The 15,852-nt window shown below is 73.5% G+C and carries 13 protein-coding genes; 5 read left to right on the plus strand and 8 right to left on the minus strand.

The features are described from left to right. Positions 1 to 14 precede the first annotated feature (14 nt). From carB to pyrR, 5 genes are read right to left on the minus strand one after another with little or no spacing between them, the layout of a single operon-like run. Entirely contained in the window at positions 15 to 3,299 is a 3,285-nt protein-coding gene (gene carB / locus E1212_RS23515) for a carbamoyl-phosphate synthase large subunit (protein ID WP_131986989.1), read from the minus strand. Continuing rightward, positions 3,299 to 4,444, minus strand: coding sequence for a glutamine-hydrolyzing carbamoyl-phosphate synthase small subunit (carA, locus tag E1212_RS23520; RefSeq protein ID WP_131986991.1), 1,146 nt, complete (start codon positions 4,442 to 4,444; stop codon positions 3,299 to 3,301). Before carA ends, carB begins: the two co-directional genes overlap by 1 nt. Next, positions 4,441 to 5,763, minus strand: coding sequence for a dihydroorotase (locus tag E1212_RS23525; RefSeq protein ID WP_131986993.1), 1,323 nt, complete (start codon positions 5,761 to 5,763; stop codon positions 4,441 to 4,443). The genes carA and E1212_RS23525 overlap by 4 nt, the downstream gene beginning before the upstream one ends. Next, positions 5,760 to 6,698 (minus strand): aspartate carbamoyltransferase catalytic subunit, encoded by a 939-nt coding sequence (locus E1212_RS23530; protein ID WP_131986995.1) that lies wholly within the window; start codon positions 6,696 to 6,698, stop codon positions 5,760 to 5,762. The genes E1212_RS23525 and E1212_RS23530 overlap by 4 nt, the downstream gene beginning before the upstream one ends. Next, the gene (gene pyrR, locus E1212_RS23535; RefSeq protein WP_131986997.1) at positions 6,695 to 7,294 is read right to left on the minus strand and encodes a bifunctional pyr operon transcriptional regulator/uracil phosphoribosyltransferase PyrR; all 600 of its coding nucleotides are present in this window, start codon (positions 7,292 to 7,294) and stop codon (positions 6,695 to 6,697) included. Before pyrR ends, E1212_RS23530 begins: the two co-directional genes overlap by 4 nt. A gap of 602 nt (positions 7,295 to 7,896) precedes the next feature. On the opposite strand from pyrR, the gene E1212_RS23540 reads away from it, so the two are divergent. Beyond that, positions 7,897 to 8,433 carry a GNAT family N-acetyltransferase gene (locus E1212_RS23540; protein ID WP_131986999.1) on the plus strand — a complete coding sequence of 179 codons (537 nt, stop codon included), beginning with the start codon at positions 7,897 to 7,899 and terminating at the stop codon, positions 8,431 to 8,433. Between the two features lie 7 nt (positions 8,434 to 8,440). Here the strand turns inward: E1212_RS23540 and E1212_RS23545 are convergent, their stop codons facing one another. Continuing rightward, on the minus strand, positions 8,441 to 8,842 hold the full coding sequence (locus tag E1212_RS23545) for a pyridoxamine 5'-phosphate oxidase family protein (RefSeq protein ID WP_131987001.1): 402 nt from the start codon (positions 8,840 to 8,842) through the stop codon (positions 8,441 to 8,443). Further along, a complete protein-coding gene (locus tag E1212_RS23550; protein ID WP_131987003.1) occupies positions 8,820 to 9,212 on the minus strand; it encodes a nuclear transport factor 2 family protein in 393 nt (130 codons plus the stop codon). The genes E1212_RS23545 and E1212_RS23550 overlap by 23 nt, the downstream gene beginning before the upstream one ends. Positions 9,213 to 9,305: 93 nt before the next feature. On the opposite strand from E1212_RS23550, the gene E1212_RS23555 reads away from it, so the two are divergent. Next, entirely contained in the window at positions 9,306 to 10,352 is a 1,047-nt protein-coding gene (locus E1212_RS23555) for an RNA polymerase subunit sigma-70 (protein WP_131987005.1), read from the plus strand. On the opposite strand, the gene E1212_RS23560 is transcribed toward E1212_RS23555, so the two are convergent. After that, positions 10,279 to 11,991 carry a PucR family transcriptional regulator gene (locus tag E1212_RS23560; RefSeq protein ID WP_131987007.1) on the minus strand — a complete coding sequence of 571 codons (1,713 nt, stop codon included), beginning with the start codon at positions 11,989 to 11,991 and terminating at the stop codon, positions 10,279 to 10,281. The genes E1212_RS23555 and E1212_RS23560 overlap by 74 nt on opposite strands. 134 nt (positions 11,992 to 12,125) lie before the next feature. Here E1212_RS23560 and E1212_RS23565 point away from each other — a divergent pair, with 134 nt between their 5' ends. Genes E1212_RS23565 through E1212_RS23575 form a run of 3 tightly spaced genes read left to right on the plus strand, consistent with a single transcriptional unit; the run spans position 12,126 to position 15,839 of the window. Next, complete coding sequence (locus tag E1212_RS23565; RefSeq protein ID WP_162605606.1) at positions 12,126 to 12,938, plus strand: oxamate carbamoyltransferase subunit AllH family protein; 813 nt, start codon at positions 12,126 to 12,128, stop codon at positions 12,936 to 12,938. Then, the gene (locus E1212_RS23570; RefSeq protein ID WP_203417136.1) at positions 12,935 to 14,431 is read left to right on the plus strand and encodes a hypothetical protein; all 1,497 of its coding nucleotides are present in this window, start codon (positions 12,935 to 12,937) and stop codon (positions 14,429 to 14,431) included. The genes E1212_RS23565 and E1212_RS23570 overlap by 4 nt, the downstream gene beginning before the upstream one ends. Next, entirely contained in the window at positions 14,424 to 15,839 is a 1,416-nt protein-coding gene (locus tag E1212_RS23575; RefSeq protein ID WP_131987011.1) for a YlbE family protein, read from the plus strand. Before E1212_RS23570 ends, E1212_RS23575 begins: the two co-directional genes overlap by 8 nt. Positions 15,840 to 15,852 lie beyond the last annotated feature (13 nt).

Below are 15,852 nucleotides of genomic sequence, written 5' to 3' on the forward strand. Positions count from 1 at the left end.
GGGGTGGCGGGGCATCAGCGGTCGGCCCACGACTGCAGCGACCGGACCCCCACCGACTCCGAGCGCAGCGACTCGATGCCCTGCACCGCCGCGGCCAGGCCCTGCGTGGTGGTGATGCAGGGGATGTTGCCCTGGATGGCGGCGCGGCGGATCTCGTAGCCGTCGGCACGCGGGCTGCCGCCGGTGGTGGTGCCGCTGGGGGTGTTGATGATGAGGTCGACGTCGCCGGCGAGGATGCGCCCGATGATGGTCGGGGTGCCATCGGGCTCGTGACCGACCCAGCGCTTGCGCACCACCTCGGCCTCGACGCCGTTGCGGCGCAGCACCTCGGCGGTGCCGGCGGTGGCGAGGATGGTGAAGCCGAGGTCGGCCAGCCGCTTGACCGGGAAGATCATGTGCCGCTTGTCGCGGTTGGCCAGCGACACGAACACCGTGCCGGACGTGGGCAGCGCGCCGAACGCGGCGGCCTGCGACTTGGCGAACGCGGTGCCGAACTGCTCGTCGATGCCCATGACCTCGCCGGTGGAGCGCATCTCGGGGCCGAGCAGGGTGTCGACGGTGCGGCCGTCGGGCGTGCGGAAGCGGTTGAACGGCATGACCGCCTCCTTGACGGCGACCGGCGCGTCGGCGGGCAGGTCGACGGCGTCGCCGGCGGCGGGCAGCAGGCCCTCGTCGCGCAGCGTCGTGATGGTCGCGCCGAGCATGACCCGGGCGGCGGCCTTGGCCAGCGCGACGCCGGTGGCCTTGGACACGAACGGCACCGTCCGCGAGGCGCGCGGGTTGGCCTCGAGCACGTAGAGGACGTCGCCGGCCAGCGCGTACTGCACGTTCAGCAGGCCGCGCACGCCGACGCCGCGGGCGATGGCCTCGGTGGAGGCCTTGATGCGGGTCAGCTCGTCGCGGCCCAGCGTGATGGGCGGCAGCGCGCACGCGGAGTCGCCGGAGTGGATGCCGGCCTCCTCGATGTGCTCCATGACCCCGCCGAGGTACAGCTCGTCGCCGTCGAACAGCGCGTCGACGTCGATCTCGACGGCGTCGTCGAGGAACCGGTCGACCAGGACCGGGTGCTCGGGGCTGGCCTGGGTGGCCCGGCCGATGTAGTCGGCCAGGGTGTCGTCGTCGTAGACGATCTCCATGCCGCGCCCGCCGAGCACGTAGGACGGGCGCACCAGCACCGGGTAGCCGATGGTGTGGGCGATGTCGCGGGCCTGCTCGAACGAGCTGGCCGTGCCGTGCTTCGGCGCCGGCAGCCCGGCCTCGCCCAGCACCCGGCCGAACGAGCCGCGGTCCTCGGCGAGGTCGATGGCCCGCGGCGACGTGCCGACGATCGGGACGCCGGCCTCGGCCAGCGCGGCGGCGAGACCGAGCGGCGTCTGCCCGCCCAGCTGCACGATGACCCCGGCGACGGGGCCGGCCTGCCGTTCGGCGTGCACGACCTCGAGCACGTCCTCGAGCGTCAGCGGCTCGAAGTACAGCCGGTCGGAGGTGTCGTAGTCGGTCGACACCGTCTCGGGGTTGCAGTTGACCATGACGGTCTCGTAGCCGGCCTGGTGCAGCGCCATCGCGGCGTGCACGCAGGAGTAGTCGAACTCGATGCCCTGGCCGATGCGGTTGGGCCCGCTGCCCAGGATGATGACGGCCTCGCGCTCACGCGGGCTGACCTCGGTCTCCTCGTCGTAGGACGAGTAGTGGTACGGCGTCTTGGCCGCGAACTCCGCGGCGCAGGTGTCGACCGTCTTGTAGACCGGCCGGATGCCCAGCGCGTGCCGGACCCCGCGGACGACCTCGGCCGACGTGCCGCGCAGGGCCGCCAGCTGGACGTCGGAGAAGCCGTGCCGCTTCGCCTCGCGCAGGATGTCCGGCGTGAGCTCCGGGGCCTTGCGGACGTCGTCGGCGACCTCGGTGAGCAGCAGCAGCTGGTCGAGGAACCACGGGTCGATGCGGGTGGCGGCATACAGCTCGTCGACGGTGGCGCCGGCCCGGATGGCGTCGACGACGTCGCGCAGGCGGCCGTCGTAGGGGCGGGCGACCCTCTGGGTCAGTGCCGTCGCGTCGCCGGGGTCCGAGGCGAAGTCGAGGGCGCCGTCGGACTTCTCGAGCGACCGCAGCGCCTTCTGCAACGCCTCGGTGAAGTTGCGGCCGATGGCCATGGCCTCGCCGACGCTCTTCATGTGCGTGGTCAGCGTGGAGTCGGCGGCCGGGAACTTCTCGAACGCGAACCGCGGCGCCTTGACCACCACGTAGTCGAGCGTCGGCTCGAACGAGGCCGGCGTCTCGCCCGTGATGTCGTTGGGGATCTCGTCCAGCGTGTAGCCGAGCGCGACCTTCGCGGCGATCTTGGCGATCGGGAACCCGGTCGCCTTGCTGGCCAGCGCGGACGAACGGGACACGCGCGGGTTCATCTCGATGACGATGAGCCGGCCGTCGTCGGGGTTCACGGCGAACTGGATGTTGCAACCGCCGGTGTCGACGCCGACGGCCCGGATGATCGCGATGGCCTGGTCGCGCATGACCTGGTACTCGCGGTCGGTCAGCGTCATGGCCGGCGCGACGGTGACGGAGTCGCCCGTGTGCACGCCCATGGGGTCGACGTTCTCGATGGAGCAGACGATGACCACGTTGTCGGCGCCGTCGCGCATGACCTCGAGCTCGTACTCCTTCCAGCCGAGGATCGACTCCTCGAGGAGCACCTCGGTGGTCGGCGACGCGTCGAGGCCGGCCCCGGCGATGCGGCGCAGGTCGTCCTCGTCGAACGCCATGCCCGAGCCCGCGCCGCCCATGGTGAACGACGGGCGGACGACGACCGGATAGCCCAGGTTCTGGACCGCGGCCAGGCAGTCGTCCATGGAGTGGCAGATCTCGGAGCGGGCGGTCTCGCCACCCATCTCCTCGACGATCTTCTTGAACGACTCGCGGTTCTCACCACGCTCGATGGCGTCGATCGAGGCGCCGATGAGCTCGACCCCGAACCGCTCGAGCACGCCGCGCTCGTGCAGCGCGACCGCGGTGTTCAGTGCCGTCTGCCCGCCCAGGGTCGCCAGCAGCGCGTCGGGTCGCTCGAGCGCGATGACCTTCTCGACGAACTCCGGCGTGATCGGCTCGACGTAGGTGGCGTCGGCGATGTCGGGGTCGGTCATGATGGTCGCCGGGTTGCTGTTGACCAGGATGACCCGCAGCCCCTCGGCCCGCAGCACACGGCAGGCCTGCGTGCCGGAGTAGTCGAACTCGCACGCCTGGCCGATGACGATCGGGCCGGACCCGATGACCAGGACGCTGTCGATGTCGGTGCGCCGTGGCATCAGGCGTTCTCCTCGCTGCTGGCGTTCGCCGTCATGACGTCGGTGAACCGGTCGAACAGGTAGGCGGCGTCGTGCGGGCCGGCCGCGGCCTCGGGGTGGTACTGGACCGAGAAGCCCTTGAGCCGGCCGTCGCTGCCCCGCAGCGCGAGCCCCTCGACCACGTCGTCGTTGAGGCAGACATGGCTGACCTCGGCCGATCCATAGGGCGTGCGGACGGTCTCGTGCAACGGCGCGTCGACCGCGAAGCCGTGGTTGTGCGCCGTCACCTCGACCTTGCCGGTGCCGCGGTCCTGAACCGGCTGGTTGATGCCGCGGTGGCCGTAGCCGAGCTTGTAGGTGCCGAAGCCGAGCGCGCGGCCGAACACCTGGTTGCCGAAGCAGATGCCGAAGAACGGCAGGTCGCGCTCGAGCGCCGCCTGCACGACCCGCATGGGGCCGTCGCCCGTGGCCGGGTCGCCCGGGCCGTTGGACAGGAACAGCCCGTCGGGCCGCAGGCTCACGACGTCGTCGATGGTCGCCGTTGCCGGGAGCACGTGCACCTCGATGCCGCGCTCGGCCAGGCGCCGCGGCGTCATGGTCTTGATGCCGAGGTCGAGGGCGACGACGGTGAACCGGCGCTCGCCGTCGGCCCGCACGACGTACGGCTCCTGCGTGCTGACCTCGGCGGCGAGGTCGGCGCCGAGCATCTCGGGGCTGTCGAGCACCCGCTGCCGCAGCGCCTCGGGGTCGATCTCGACGGTGGAGATGCCGACCCGCATGGCGCCGCGCTCGCGCAGGTGGCGGGTGAGCGCGCGGGTGTCGATGCCGCTGATGCCGACGACGCCCTGGGCCGCGAGCTCCTCGTCGAGGCTGCGCGCGCTGCGCCACGAGGACGGCCGGCGGGCGGGGTCGCGCACCACGTAGCCGGCGACCCAGATGCGGCCGGACTCGGGGTCGTCGTCGTTGACCCCGGTGTTGCCGATGTGCGGCGCCGTCTGCACCACCACCTGGCGGTGGTAGGACGGGTCGGTCAGCGTCTCCTGGTAGCCGGTCATGCCGGTGGAGAAGACGGCCTCGCCGAACGTCTCGCCTGCGGCGCCGTAGGAGCGGCCGCGGAAGGCCCGGCCGTCCTCGAGCACGAGCAGCGCGGGTTGGCTCGTCGTCATGTGTTCCCTCCTGCGGTTCCCCCGGTGATCTGGTGCGCCTGGTGCGTGGGCCGGCCGCGCAGGAACGTCGCGACGACGGTGCCCGGCAACTTCATGCCCTCGTACGGCGTGTTCCGCGACAGCGACGCCGACGTCGACGGATCGATGGTGGTCGTGGTGCTCGGGTCGACGAGCGCGAGGTTGGCGGGCTCGCCGACGGCGACGGGGCGCCCGTGCGGGACGCCGCCGGTGTCGCAGCGGCCGATGCGGGCCGGCGCGAACGACAGGCGGTCGGCGACCCCGGCCCAGTCGAGCAGCCCGGTGTCGACCATGGTGTGCTGCACGACCGACAGCGCGGTCTCGAGCCCGAGCATGCCGAACGCCGCGGCGTCCCACTCGCAGTCCTTGGCCTCGACCGGGTGCGGCGCGTGATCGGTGGCGACGATGTCGATGGTGCCGTCGGCCAGCGCCTCGCGCAGCGCCGCGACGTCGTCGGCGGTACGCAGCGGCGGGTTGACCTTGTAGCGCGGGTCGTAGCCGGCCACCAGCTCGTCGGTGAGCAGCAGGTGGTGCGGCGTGACCTCGGCCGTCACCGGCAGCCCGCGCTCCTTGGCCAGCCGGACGATCTCGACCGAGCCCTTCGTCGAGAGATGGCAGATGTGGACCCGCGAGCCGACGTGCGCGGCCAGCAGCACGTCGCGGGCGACGATGGCCTCTTCGGCGACGCTCGGCCAGCCGCGCAGCCCGAGCCGGCCGGAGAGCTCGCCCTCGTTCATCTGGGCGCCTTCGGTGAGCCGCGGCTCCTGCGCGTGCTGGGCGATGACGCCGTCGAACGCCTTGACGTACTCGAGCGCGCGGCGCATCAGCTGGGCGTCGTGGACGCAGAGGCCGTCGTCGGAGAAGACCCGCACCCCGGCGGCGGACTCGGCCATGGCGCCGAGCTCGGCCAGCCGCTCCCCCTTCAACCCGACGGTGACGGCGCCGACCGGGCGGACGTCGGCGTGCCCGGCCTCGCGCCCGAGCCGCCACACCTGCTCGACGACGCCGGCGGTGTCGGCGACGGGGTCGGTGTTGGCCATGGCGTGGACGGCGGTGAACCCGCCCCGGGCCGCCGCCAGGGTGCCCGTCTCGACGGTCTCGGCGTCCTCGCGCCCGGGCTCGCGCAGGTGGGTGTGCAGGTCGACCAGGCCGGGCAGCGCGATCAGTCCGGCGGCGTCGATCGTCGTCGCGCCGTCCTTGCCCAACCCGGCACCCAGACCGGCGATGACGCCGTCGTCGATGAGGATGTCCTGCGGGTCGCCGCCGAGGACGCGCGCGTTCTGGATCAGGATCGGGGTCACGCTTCCTCCGTCGTGTTCGTGCCCGCCAGCATCAGATAGAGGACCGCCATGCGCACGTAGACGCCGTTCGTCACCTGCTCGACGATGACCGAGCGGGCGCTGTCGGCGACCTCGGCGGTGATCTCCATGCCGCGGTTCATGGGGCCGGGGTGCAGGACCAGCGCCTCGGGCGGCATGAGCGACTGCCGGCGGGAGTCGAGGCCGTAGCGCCGGCTGTACTCGCGCGCAGACGGGAAGAACGCGGCGCTCATGCGCTCGCTCTGGACGCGCAGCATCATGACGGCGTCGGCGCCGGCCAGGGCGTCGTCGAGGTCGTAGCTGACGCCGCACGGCCAGTGGTCGACGCCCTTGGGCAGCAGTGTCGGCGGCGCGACCAGCGTGACTTTCGCGCCGAGCGTCGCCAGCAGCAGGACGTTGCTGCGGGCCACCCGGCTGTGCAGCACGTCGCCGACGATGACGATGCGCTTGCCGGCCAGCTCGCCCAGGTGGCGGCGCATGGTGAACGCGTCGAGCAGCGCCTGGGTCGGGTGCTCGTGGGTGCCGTCGCCGGCGTTGACCACGCAGGCGTTGATCCAGCCCGACGTGGCCAGCCGGTACGGCGCGCCACTCGCGGAGTGCCGCACGACGACGCCGTCGGCGCCCATGGCCTCGAGCGTCAGCGCGGTGTCCTTGAGGCTCTCGCCCTTGGACAGGCTGGACCCCTTGGCCGAGAAGTTCACGACGTCGGCCGACAGCCGCTTCGCCGCGAGCTCGAAGGAGGTGCGGGTGCGGGTGGAGTCCTCGAAGAAGAGGTTGACCACCGTGCGCCCGCGCAGGGTCGGCAGCTTCTTGACGGCGCGGCCCTCGGTGAGCCGGGCCATCTCGTCCGCGGTGTCGAGCACCAGCGTGGCGTCGTCGAGTGAGAGGTCGCCGGCGGAGAGCAGGTGACGGATCACGGTTGCACCTCGCTTGCGGCCGTCTCGGCGGGTTCGCGCTGCTCGCGGGCGGGCTTGTCGAGGAGGACGCCGTCGTGACCGTCGGACTCGGTGAGCCGGACCTTCACGCTCTCGGCGAGGCTGGTCGGGATGTTCTTGCCGACGTGGTCGGCGCGGATGGGCAGTTGTCGGTGGCCGCGGTCGACGAGGACGACCAGGCGGACGGCGCGCGGCCGCCCGATGTCCTCGAGCGCCGTCAGCGCCGCCCGGATGGTGCGCCCCGAGAACAGCACGTCGTCGACCAGCACCACGATGCGGTCGTCGACTCCGCCGGGCGGGATCTCGGTGTGCTCGAGGGCCCGGGCCGGCCGCAACCGCAGATCGTCGCGGTACATGGTGACGTCGAGCGCCCCGACGGGGACCTCGATGCCCTCGACCGCGGAGATGCGCTGGGCCAGCCGATGCGCGAGCGGGACGCCGCGCTTGGGGATGCCGAGGAGGACGAGGTCGGTGGCGCCCTTGTTGCGCTCCACCACCTCGTGGGCGATACGCGTGAGAGCCCGGGCGACGTCGTCGCCGTCGAGCACCTCGCGCGCGCCGGTCAGGTCGCGAGACATGCTTCGCAAGACCTCCTTCCCCGCCTCACAGGACGGGACTTAAAGGACGTCGGTCATTGCGAGGGTATCAGCGCGCCCGCCATCGCCCCGGCACGGCGCGCTGTTCGCCCCGTCACACCAGTGCCGGCTCACCGTCCTCGCCGTCGTCCTCGTCGGGGTCGCGCACGTCGCGCAGTTCGTCGAGGACCACCTCGGTGGGTGGCTGGGTCTCTCGGCTCTCGGTCGTCATGTCGGCTCCTCTTCCCGCGGCCCGGATGGCCGCTCACCTTCTATGGGTGGTTTCCGGAGCCCGAATGTGACAGGGCGGAGTGATGTCATCGCGATGTGATCGAGCTGCTGTCCGTGGACGCCCTCCCGCCGGGGTTCAGCCATCCCGCGGCGTTCGTCCGCGTCGTCGAGCTGCGACTGACCGATCTCGAGCCTGGTGGATCCTCGCGGGCGACCAGCTCGACGAGCGGCACGAAGGACTGCGGCAGCGCTACCCGGCCCGCCGTCTGGTGCCGTTCGCGCGGCGCCATCGCTCGCCGGCGCTCACCCGGGAGCAGTACCAGCCGCGGAAATTGCGATGCGGCCGCCCGGCCGCGGCCCCTACGGTGACCGCCATGGAGCTGCGCCTCGAACGACCCGCCGACCACGACGCCGTGCACGAGGTGCACCGGCAGGCGTTCGGCGACGACGGCGACCATGTCGCGCACCTCAACCAGGACCTGCGCGGCCTCATCGAACCCGGCAGCGGCGTCTCGCTCGTCGCCGTCGACGACAGAGAGATCGTCGGGCACGTGCTCTTCACCCGGAGCATCCTCGACGCCCCCGGGCGACTGGTCGACGTGCTCGTGCTGAGCCCGGTCGGGGTGCTGCCCACCCACCAGAACAACGGCGTCGGCACCGCGCTCGTCACCCGCGGCCTCGAGCTGGCCGACGACCAAGGGGCACCCGCCGTCTTCCTCGAGGGCTCGCCGGGCTACTACCCGAGGTTCGGGTTCGAGCCCGGCGAGCCGCTCGGCTTCCGCAAGCCGTCGCTGCGCATCCCCGACGCCGCGTTCCAGGTCAAGCGGCTCAGCGGCTACGACGAGACGATGACCGGCACGCTCGTCTACTCGGAGGTCTTCTGGCGCCACGACGCCGTCGGCCTGCGCTAGTGCGGGCTCAGCGGCCGGCGAACTTCCCCCACCCGTGCCAGCGGTCGACCTCGATCCAGGCGCTGATGCGCCGGCGATCGCGCCGGCGGTAGTCGTGGCCGGTGTAGTGGCGCGACAGCCGGTCGATGTCGGCCAGGCCCTCGTCGTCGAACAGCTCGGCCACGCGGCCCTGGACGCTGACGTGCGTGTACCAGTCCTCGGCGAGCGCCGTGAGGCTGATGCGCGGATCGGCGCGCAGGTGCTCGACCCGCTTGCGCGACTCGTCGAGGTTGATGAGGATGCGCCCGTCCTCCCAGATGTACCAGGTGGCGACGGTCACCGGCCCACCTGGGCCGATGGTGCCCATGACGGCGGGGTTGGGCTGGGCGAGGAACGCGCTGATGTCGTCAGGAAGCGGGGGCTTCGGCATCTCCCGATCCAACCACAGCGGCCCGCGCCGCCTGGAAGGGTGCGCGGTCGAAGACGAACCAGCTGTGCACGATCCGCCCGCCGGCGACGGTGACGCGTTCGGCCCCGGGCGCCTGCGCCACCAGCCGCGTCGACGAGTCGTACATGACGACGGCGGTCTCGTCGTCGCCGAACGCGGCCAGCAGGGTGACGCCGAGCAGCTGCGACACGTACGGCTCCATGAACGCGCGGTACGCGTCGACCCCCGAGAGCCGGCCGGGCGGCGCCTCGCAGACGACGTCGTCGGCGATGAAGCGAAGAGCGGCGTCGAGGTCGCCGCCCGCCCACGCGCGGTGGTAGGCGAGCGCGACGTCCAGGGCTGCACTGCTCATGATCAACGGTCCTTCGGAGATGAGGAGATCCCTACAGCGGTACTGACACCGCCGGGCCCCGGATCGGAACGGTCGCTGTGCGACGATTCCGGCGTGACGTCCCCGCTCCTCGACCGCGCCCGGGCCGGTGACCACGACGCGTTCGCGGAGCTCGTCGACCCGTACCGCCGCGAGCTGCAGCTGCACTGCTACCGGCTGCTCGGCCGGCTCGCCGACGCCGAGGACGCGGTGCAGGAGACGCTGCTGGCGGCCTGGCGCGGCCTGCCGGAGTTCGAGGGCCGGGCGTCGGTGCGCAGCTGGCTGTATCGCATCGCGACGCGCCGCTGCCTCAACGCCGTCCGCGACGCCGGCCGGCGCCCGCCCCTGGCGCCCACGCCGCCGTTCGAGGCCCCGGAGCCGACCCGGCACAACGAGGTCCCGTGGGTCCAGCCGTACCCCGACGTCCTGCTGCCGGAGCCCGCCTACCTGCACCGCGAGCGGGTCGAGCTGGCCTTCGTCGAGGCGCTGGCCACGTTGCCGCCGCGGCAGACCGCCGCCCTCGTGGTGTGCGACGTCCTCGGCTTCCCGCTCACGGAGGCGGCGGCCGTGCTCGACACGACGGCGGCAGCGGTCAAGGGGGCGTTGCAGCGGGCCCGCTCGACCCTCCGCTCGACGGCGACGGCGACGGCGCCGGCGACGGCGCCGGCGGCCAGCCGGCCGCCGGCGCACGGCTCGGCCGAGGAGCGCCGCCTCGGCAAGCAGTTCGCCACCGCGTTCGTCGCCGACGACGTCGACGCCGTCATCGCGCTGCTCACCGACGACGCCTGGCTGGCCATGCCACCGGCTCCGCACCAGTACGCCGGCCCGGCGGCCATCGCCGGCTTCCTCCGCGCCAGCGCGGCGTGGCGGGCCGGCCGGCGGTACTCGCTGCTTCCGACCAGGGCCAACGCCCAGCCCGGGTTCGGCTGCTACCTCGGCGGCGCGCCCGCCGGCCTCGTCGTCCTCACCCTCGACGGCGACCGGATCGCCCGCATCACCCGCTTCATGGACGACTCCCTGTTCCCCGCGTTCGGCCTGCCCAGGACGTTCAGCCGATCCCCCGCATCTGCAGCACCTTCAGCGCAAGAGCAAGATCCAGACGCAGCTCCGGGTCGGTGGTGAACGGGCCGAGGATGCGCTCGAGCTTGCTGATGCGGTACCGCAGCGTGTTGTAGTGGAAGTGCAGCTGGCGGGCCGCCTCGGCGACGTTCAGATTCGTGTCGAGCAGCACCTTCAGCGTGTGGCGCAGGTCCTCCATCTCGGGGTCGTCCTCGGCGGCGAGGCCGTGCAGGGTCTCGCGGACGAAGCCGCGCAGTTCCTCGCGGTCCTCGATCTGGCTGAGCAGACGGAACGAGCCGAGGCTGTCGAAATGGGCCAGCGACCCGCGGCCGTTCATCTGCCGTCCCACGTCGACGGCGCGGCGGGCCTGCTCGTAGCCGACCGGCAGCCGCGCGGGGTCGTCGACGACGCGGCTGACGCCGGTGGAGAAGGACCGCCGGCCGCCACCGCCGTCGCCGGCGACCTGCCGGACCGCCTCGCGCACCGCCGACTCCGGGTCCAGCCGCGAGCCGACCGGCAGCAGCGCGACCACCTCTTGTGCGAAGCCGACGACGGCGGCACGAGGGTCACGCCGTCCCACCACCGTCTGCCAGGCCACGGTGAACCTCTCCTGGACGGGACGCAGCTGCGGGCCGGGCGGCCCGGCCGGCCCGCTCTCGGGGTCGAGCTCGGCCACCACGACGACGAGGTCGCGGCCGACGTCCCAGCCGAGCGACTCGCAGTGCGCCACGATGCGGTCGCGGTCGCCGGCCCGCCCGACCAGGACGTCGCGGAGGAAGTCGCCGCGGTACTTGCTCTCGACGGCGGTGACGGCGAGCTGCTTGTTCACGGCCAGCGCGGCGACGGTGGCGGCCCGCTCCAGCACGTTGACATCGGCGTCGTCGAGGGCGCGGTGCCGGGCGAACGCGACGATGCGCCCGTGGTCGACCCGCCCGGCCACGATCGACACGACGGCGTGCCGGCCGGGCACGTCGACGTGCGAGTGGACGCCGCCGGGCTCGTACTCCGTGCGGAACCGGCCGGACGTGTCGAAGCACGGCGTGTGCCGCCACGAGGCGAGGTCGTCGACGTTGCCGCCCTCGGCGAGGATGCGCCCGTCCGCCGTCGTCACCATGATCGGCACGCCCAGCACGGCAGACGTCTTCGTGACCAGCTCGGTCAGCCCGCCGCCGTCGAGCACGACCGACAGCAGCGCGTGGTGCACCTCCCACGACCGCTCCAGCGCCGCGGCCTGCTTGTTCAGCACGCCGGTGAGCACCTGGTTGAGGATGTCGTCGAACCCGACGGCGTCGGGCAGGAGCAGCAGCGGCAGGCCCAGCCGGTCGGCCTCGTCGATCATCTCGTCGGGCAGCGCGTCGAGATAGCGGTGCAGCTTGACGCCCAGCGCGGCCAGCCCGCGCGCATCGAGCTCGGCGACCAGGCCCGGCAGGCCCTGTGGTGTGTTGCGCAGCGGATAGCCCGTGGTGAGCAGCAGCTCGTTCGGCTTGACCCATGGCAGGATGTCCGGGACCTCCATGATGTTGGCCCGCTGGACGACGCGGTCGAGCCCGTTCTCGCCCGCCAGCAGCCGCGCGCCGGTCAGCGCGGGGATCTCCATCGCCTTGCGCACGGTCAGCCCGGGCACCGCGCGGGTCGGCCATTTGCCGCCGCCGGCTGGCAACTCCGGCGAACCCGGGGCCCGATCGTTGGCAAGTTTGCCCATGCGATGACGGTATCGGTCCCGGCTACGTTCGTGGCAGTCCCAGTTCAGGTGATCTTGGGCGGAAACGGAGGTCGCGAGTGCCGGTACCGACGGTTCCGACCGGGGTCCGGGCCGCCCGGCCGTGGCCGGGTGACGTGTCTCGGCAGGTCCTGCCGGGCGCCGCGAGCACCGTCGTCGCCGCTCTCGTCGGGGGTCCACGGCTCACCGGGGAGGTCGTGGCCGCCACCCGAACACTGACCGCCGTCCTGGTCGACCACGGCACCGGGCCGGTGCTCCTGTGCGTCACCGGCCCGGCTGCCGTGCGCCTGCCGTGCGCCGTCGTCACCCCGTGGCCGCTGTCCGGGCTGCGGGCCGGCCAGCGGGCGGTGGTCGGCGACGGCGAGCTGCGCATCGGCGACTCCGCGGCCGACGGCGTCGTCGTCACGGCCGCGCGGTGGTGGCGGGTGCGCCCGGCCGCGATCGGCGACGTCGCGCTCGCGCGGACCCGGACCGCGGGGCTCGCCGACGGAGCCGGGCTCGACGGCGGCGTCGTGGCGGCGGCCGGACGGCTCGGGCTCGGGCTGCTCTGCGGCGACGACGAGGAGCTCGCCGACGCCGTCGACGGCCTGCTCGGTCTCGGGCCCGGATTGACGCCCGCCGGCGACGACGTGCTGGCCGGCGCGCTGGTCGTCGCGGCCGCGCTGGGCCGGGCCGCCCGGCTGGCGTCCGTCGTCGGGGCGGCCGTCCCGTTCGACCGCACGACCGCCGTCTCCGCCGGGCTCCTCCCCCACGCCGCCCACGGCCTCGCCGTCCCGCAGCTCGCCGCGTACCTGGCCGCGCTCGGCGCCGCCCGCGGCGACGTCGAGGCCGCCGAGCAGCGGCTGCTCGCCGTCGGCCACACCTCCGGCGCCGCGCTCCGGCTGGGCGCCGTCGTCGCACTGGCCGCGCTGGCCGGCGGGCCGCGGTGATCCGCCACGTCGAGGTGCGCACCGGCACCTACCACGACTCCGTCACGTTGATGCAGGTCAGCCAGGCGGTACAGGGCGAGGACGGGGTCGGGTCGGCGCTCGTCGCCATGGCCACCCAGCTCAACCTCGACCTTCTCGCCGGCATGGGCTTCGACCCGCCGGCCGCGAGCCCGAACGACCTGGTCGTCGGGGTGGTCGCCGACGACGACGGCGCGCTCGGCCGGGCACTGGGCCGGCTCGAGTCGGCGCTGGCGGCGCGGGGCCCCGGTGGGTCCGGCGACGGCGGCGGGTTCGACGCCGCGCCGCCGCGGTCGGTCGGCGCGGCCGCCCGGCGCGACGGCGCCACCATCGCGTTCGTCTCGACGCCCGGCGCGTACGCGTTCGTCGACGCGATGGACGCGCTGCAGCACGGCCTGCACGTCGTCGTGTTCTCCGACAACGTCCCCGTCGAGCAGGAGATCCGGCTCAAGCAGGAGGCCGCCGACCGCGGGCTGCTGGTCATGGGACCCGACTGCGGCACGGCGGTGGTCGGCGGCGTCGGGTTCGGGTTCGCCAACGTGGTGCGGCCGGGGCCGGTCGGCGTCGTCGCGGCGTCCGGCACCGGCGCCCAGCAGCTGCTCGGCCTGGTCGACGGCGCGGGGGTCGGCATCAGCCACTGCCTCGGGGTCGGCGGGCGCGACCTGACGGCCGAGGTGGGCGGCGCGTCGACGCTGGCCGCGCTCGACCTGCTGGCCGACGACGACGCGACCGAGGTCATCGTCGTCGTCAGCAAGCCGCCCGCGGCCGACGTCGCCGACACCGTCCGCGAGCGGGCCGAGAAGCTCGGCAAGCCCGTCGTCCTCGCGCTGCTCGGCCCCGGCCGGCCCGACCTCACTGCCGTCGCCGAGACCGTCGTCACCACCGCCGGCGCCACCTGGGCGCCGCCGCGGTCGTGGCCGTCGACGGCGCCGCGCACCGGCCCGTACCCGTTCGTGCGCGGCCTCTACGCCGGCGGGACCCTCTGTGACGAGGCGATGCTGCTGGTCAGCGCGGCGTTCGGCCCGGTGCGGTCGAACATCCCGCTGGCGTCGGCGTGGGCGCTCGGGCCGGACCTGCAGGCCGAGGGACACACGATGATCGACTTCGGCGACGACTCCCTGACCCAGGGCCGGCCGCACCCCATGATCGACAACTCGCTGCGCATCGAGCGGCTGCTCACCGAGGCGCGCGACCCGACCTGCGGCGTCGTGCTCCTCGACGTCGTGCTCGGGCACGGCGCGCACCCCGACCCGGCCGGCGAGCTGGCCCCGGCCATCGTCCGGGCCCGCAACGTCGCCGGGGCGCGCGGCCGCGACCTCGCCGTCGTCGTCGCGCTGATCGGCACCGACACGGACCCGCAGCGGCTCGACGACCAGGCCCGGGCGCTGCGCGACGCCGGCGCCTCGGTGCAGTTGTCCAACGCCGCGGCGGCCCGCGAGGCCGTCGCGCTGGTCCGGGACGGCGCCGATGGCTGACCTGCTGAACGACGAGCCGCGCGTGGTCAGCGCCGGGGTCGACCTGTTCGCGGCCGCGCTGGCGGCGCAGGCGGTGCCGGTGACGACGGTCGACTGGCGCCCGCCTGTGGCCGGCACGTCGGACGACCTGGCCCGTGTGCTGGCCGACCCGCGGCGGCCGGAGGCGAACGCGCTCGCGCTGTCGCGCATGCTCGAGGCGGGCGCCGACCTCGTCGACGTCCGGCCGGCTTCCGAGGTGCTCGGCCTGGAGCCGGGCCAGTTCCTGCACGCCGGCCCGCCGGTCACGTGGGATCGGGCGTCCGGGCCGCTGCGCGGTGCGCTGATCGGGGCGACTCTGTTCGAGGGCCTGGCTACCTCGCCGGGTGAGGCGGAAGCACTGCTGGCGGCGGGTTCGGGCTCGTCGGTCGAGTGGTCGCCGTGCCACGACCGCGGGGGCGTCGGTCCCATGGCCGGGGTCGTGTCGCCGTCGATGTGGCTGTTCGAGCTCGCCGATCCTGTGGGCGGCCGGACGGCGTGGTGCTCGCTCAACGAGGGCCTCGGCGCGGTGCTGCGTTACGGCGCGTACGGCCCGGAGGTCATCGAGCGGCTGCGGTGGATGGCGTCGGCGCTGGGGCCGCTGCTGCAGGCCGCCGTGCGGCGGCGCGGGCCCGTGGACGTCAAGGCGATCGTCGCGCAGATGGTCCAGATGGGCGACGAGGGCCACAACCGCAACCGCGCCGGCACGCTGATGCTGCTGCGCGACCTGCTCCCGGCTCTCGTCGACAGCGGAGCGCCGTCGTCGGACGTCGCCGCGGCCGCCGCCTTCATCGGCGGCAACGACCACTTCTTCCTCAACCTGGTCATGCCGGCCGGGAAGCTCCAGACGGCGGCCGCGGCCGGAATCGCCGGCTGCTCCGTCGTCACGGCCATGGCCCGCAACGGCACCGACTTCGGCATCCAGGTGTCGGGGACGGGCTCGGCCTGGTTCACCGCACCCGCCAACACGCCATCGGGGCTGTATCTGGGGGCGTTCGGGCCCGACGACGCGAACCCCGACATCGGCGACTCCGCGATCACCGAGACCATCGGTCTCGGCGGGTTCGCCATGGCCGCCGCCCCCGCCATCGTCCGGTTCGTCGGCGGCTCGGTGCCCGACGCGCTGGCGACCAGCCGGCTGATGTACGAGATCACCGTCGGCGAGAATCCGGCGTACGCGTTCCCGATCCTCGAGTTCCGCGGTGCCCCGACGGGCATCGACGTCACGCTGGTGGCGCGGACCGGTGTGCTGCCGCAGATCAACACCGGGATCGCCGGCCGGGTCGCCGGGACGGGCCAGGTCGGCGCCGGCCTGGTCCAGCCGCCGATGGACTGCTTCACCGCCGCACTCTCCGCGTTGGCCGCCGCCGTCCCGCCGCCCGCCTCGGAATGATCACGTTCACCAC

Source organism: Jiangella ureilytica (assembly GCF_004348545.1).
Taxonomy (GTDB): domain Bacteria; phylum Actinomycetota; class Actinomycetes; order Jiangellales; family Jiangellaceae; genus Jiangella; species Jiangella ureilytica.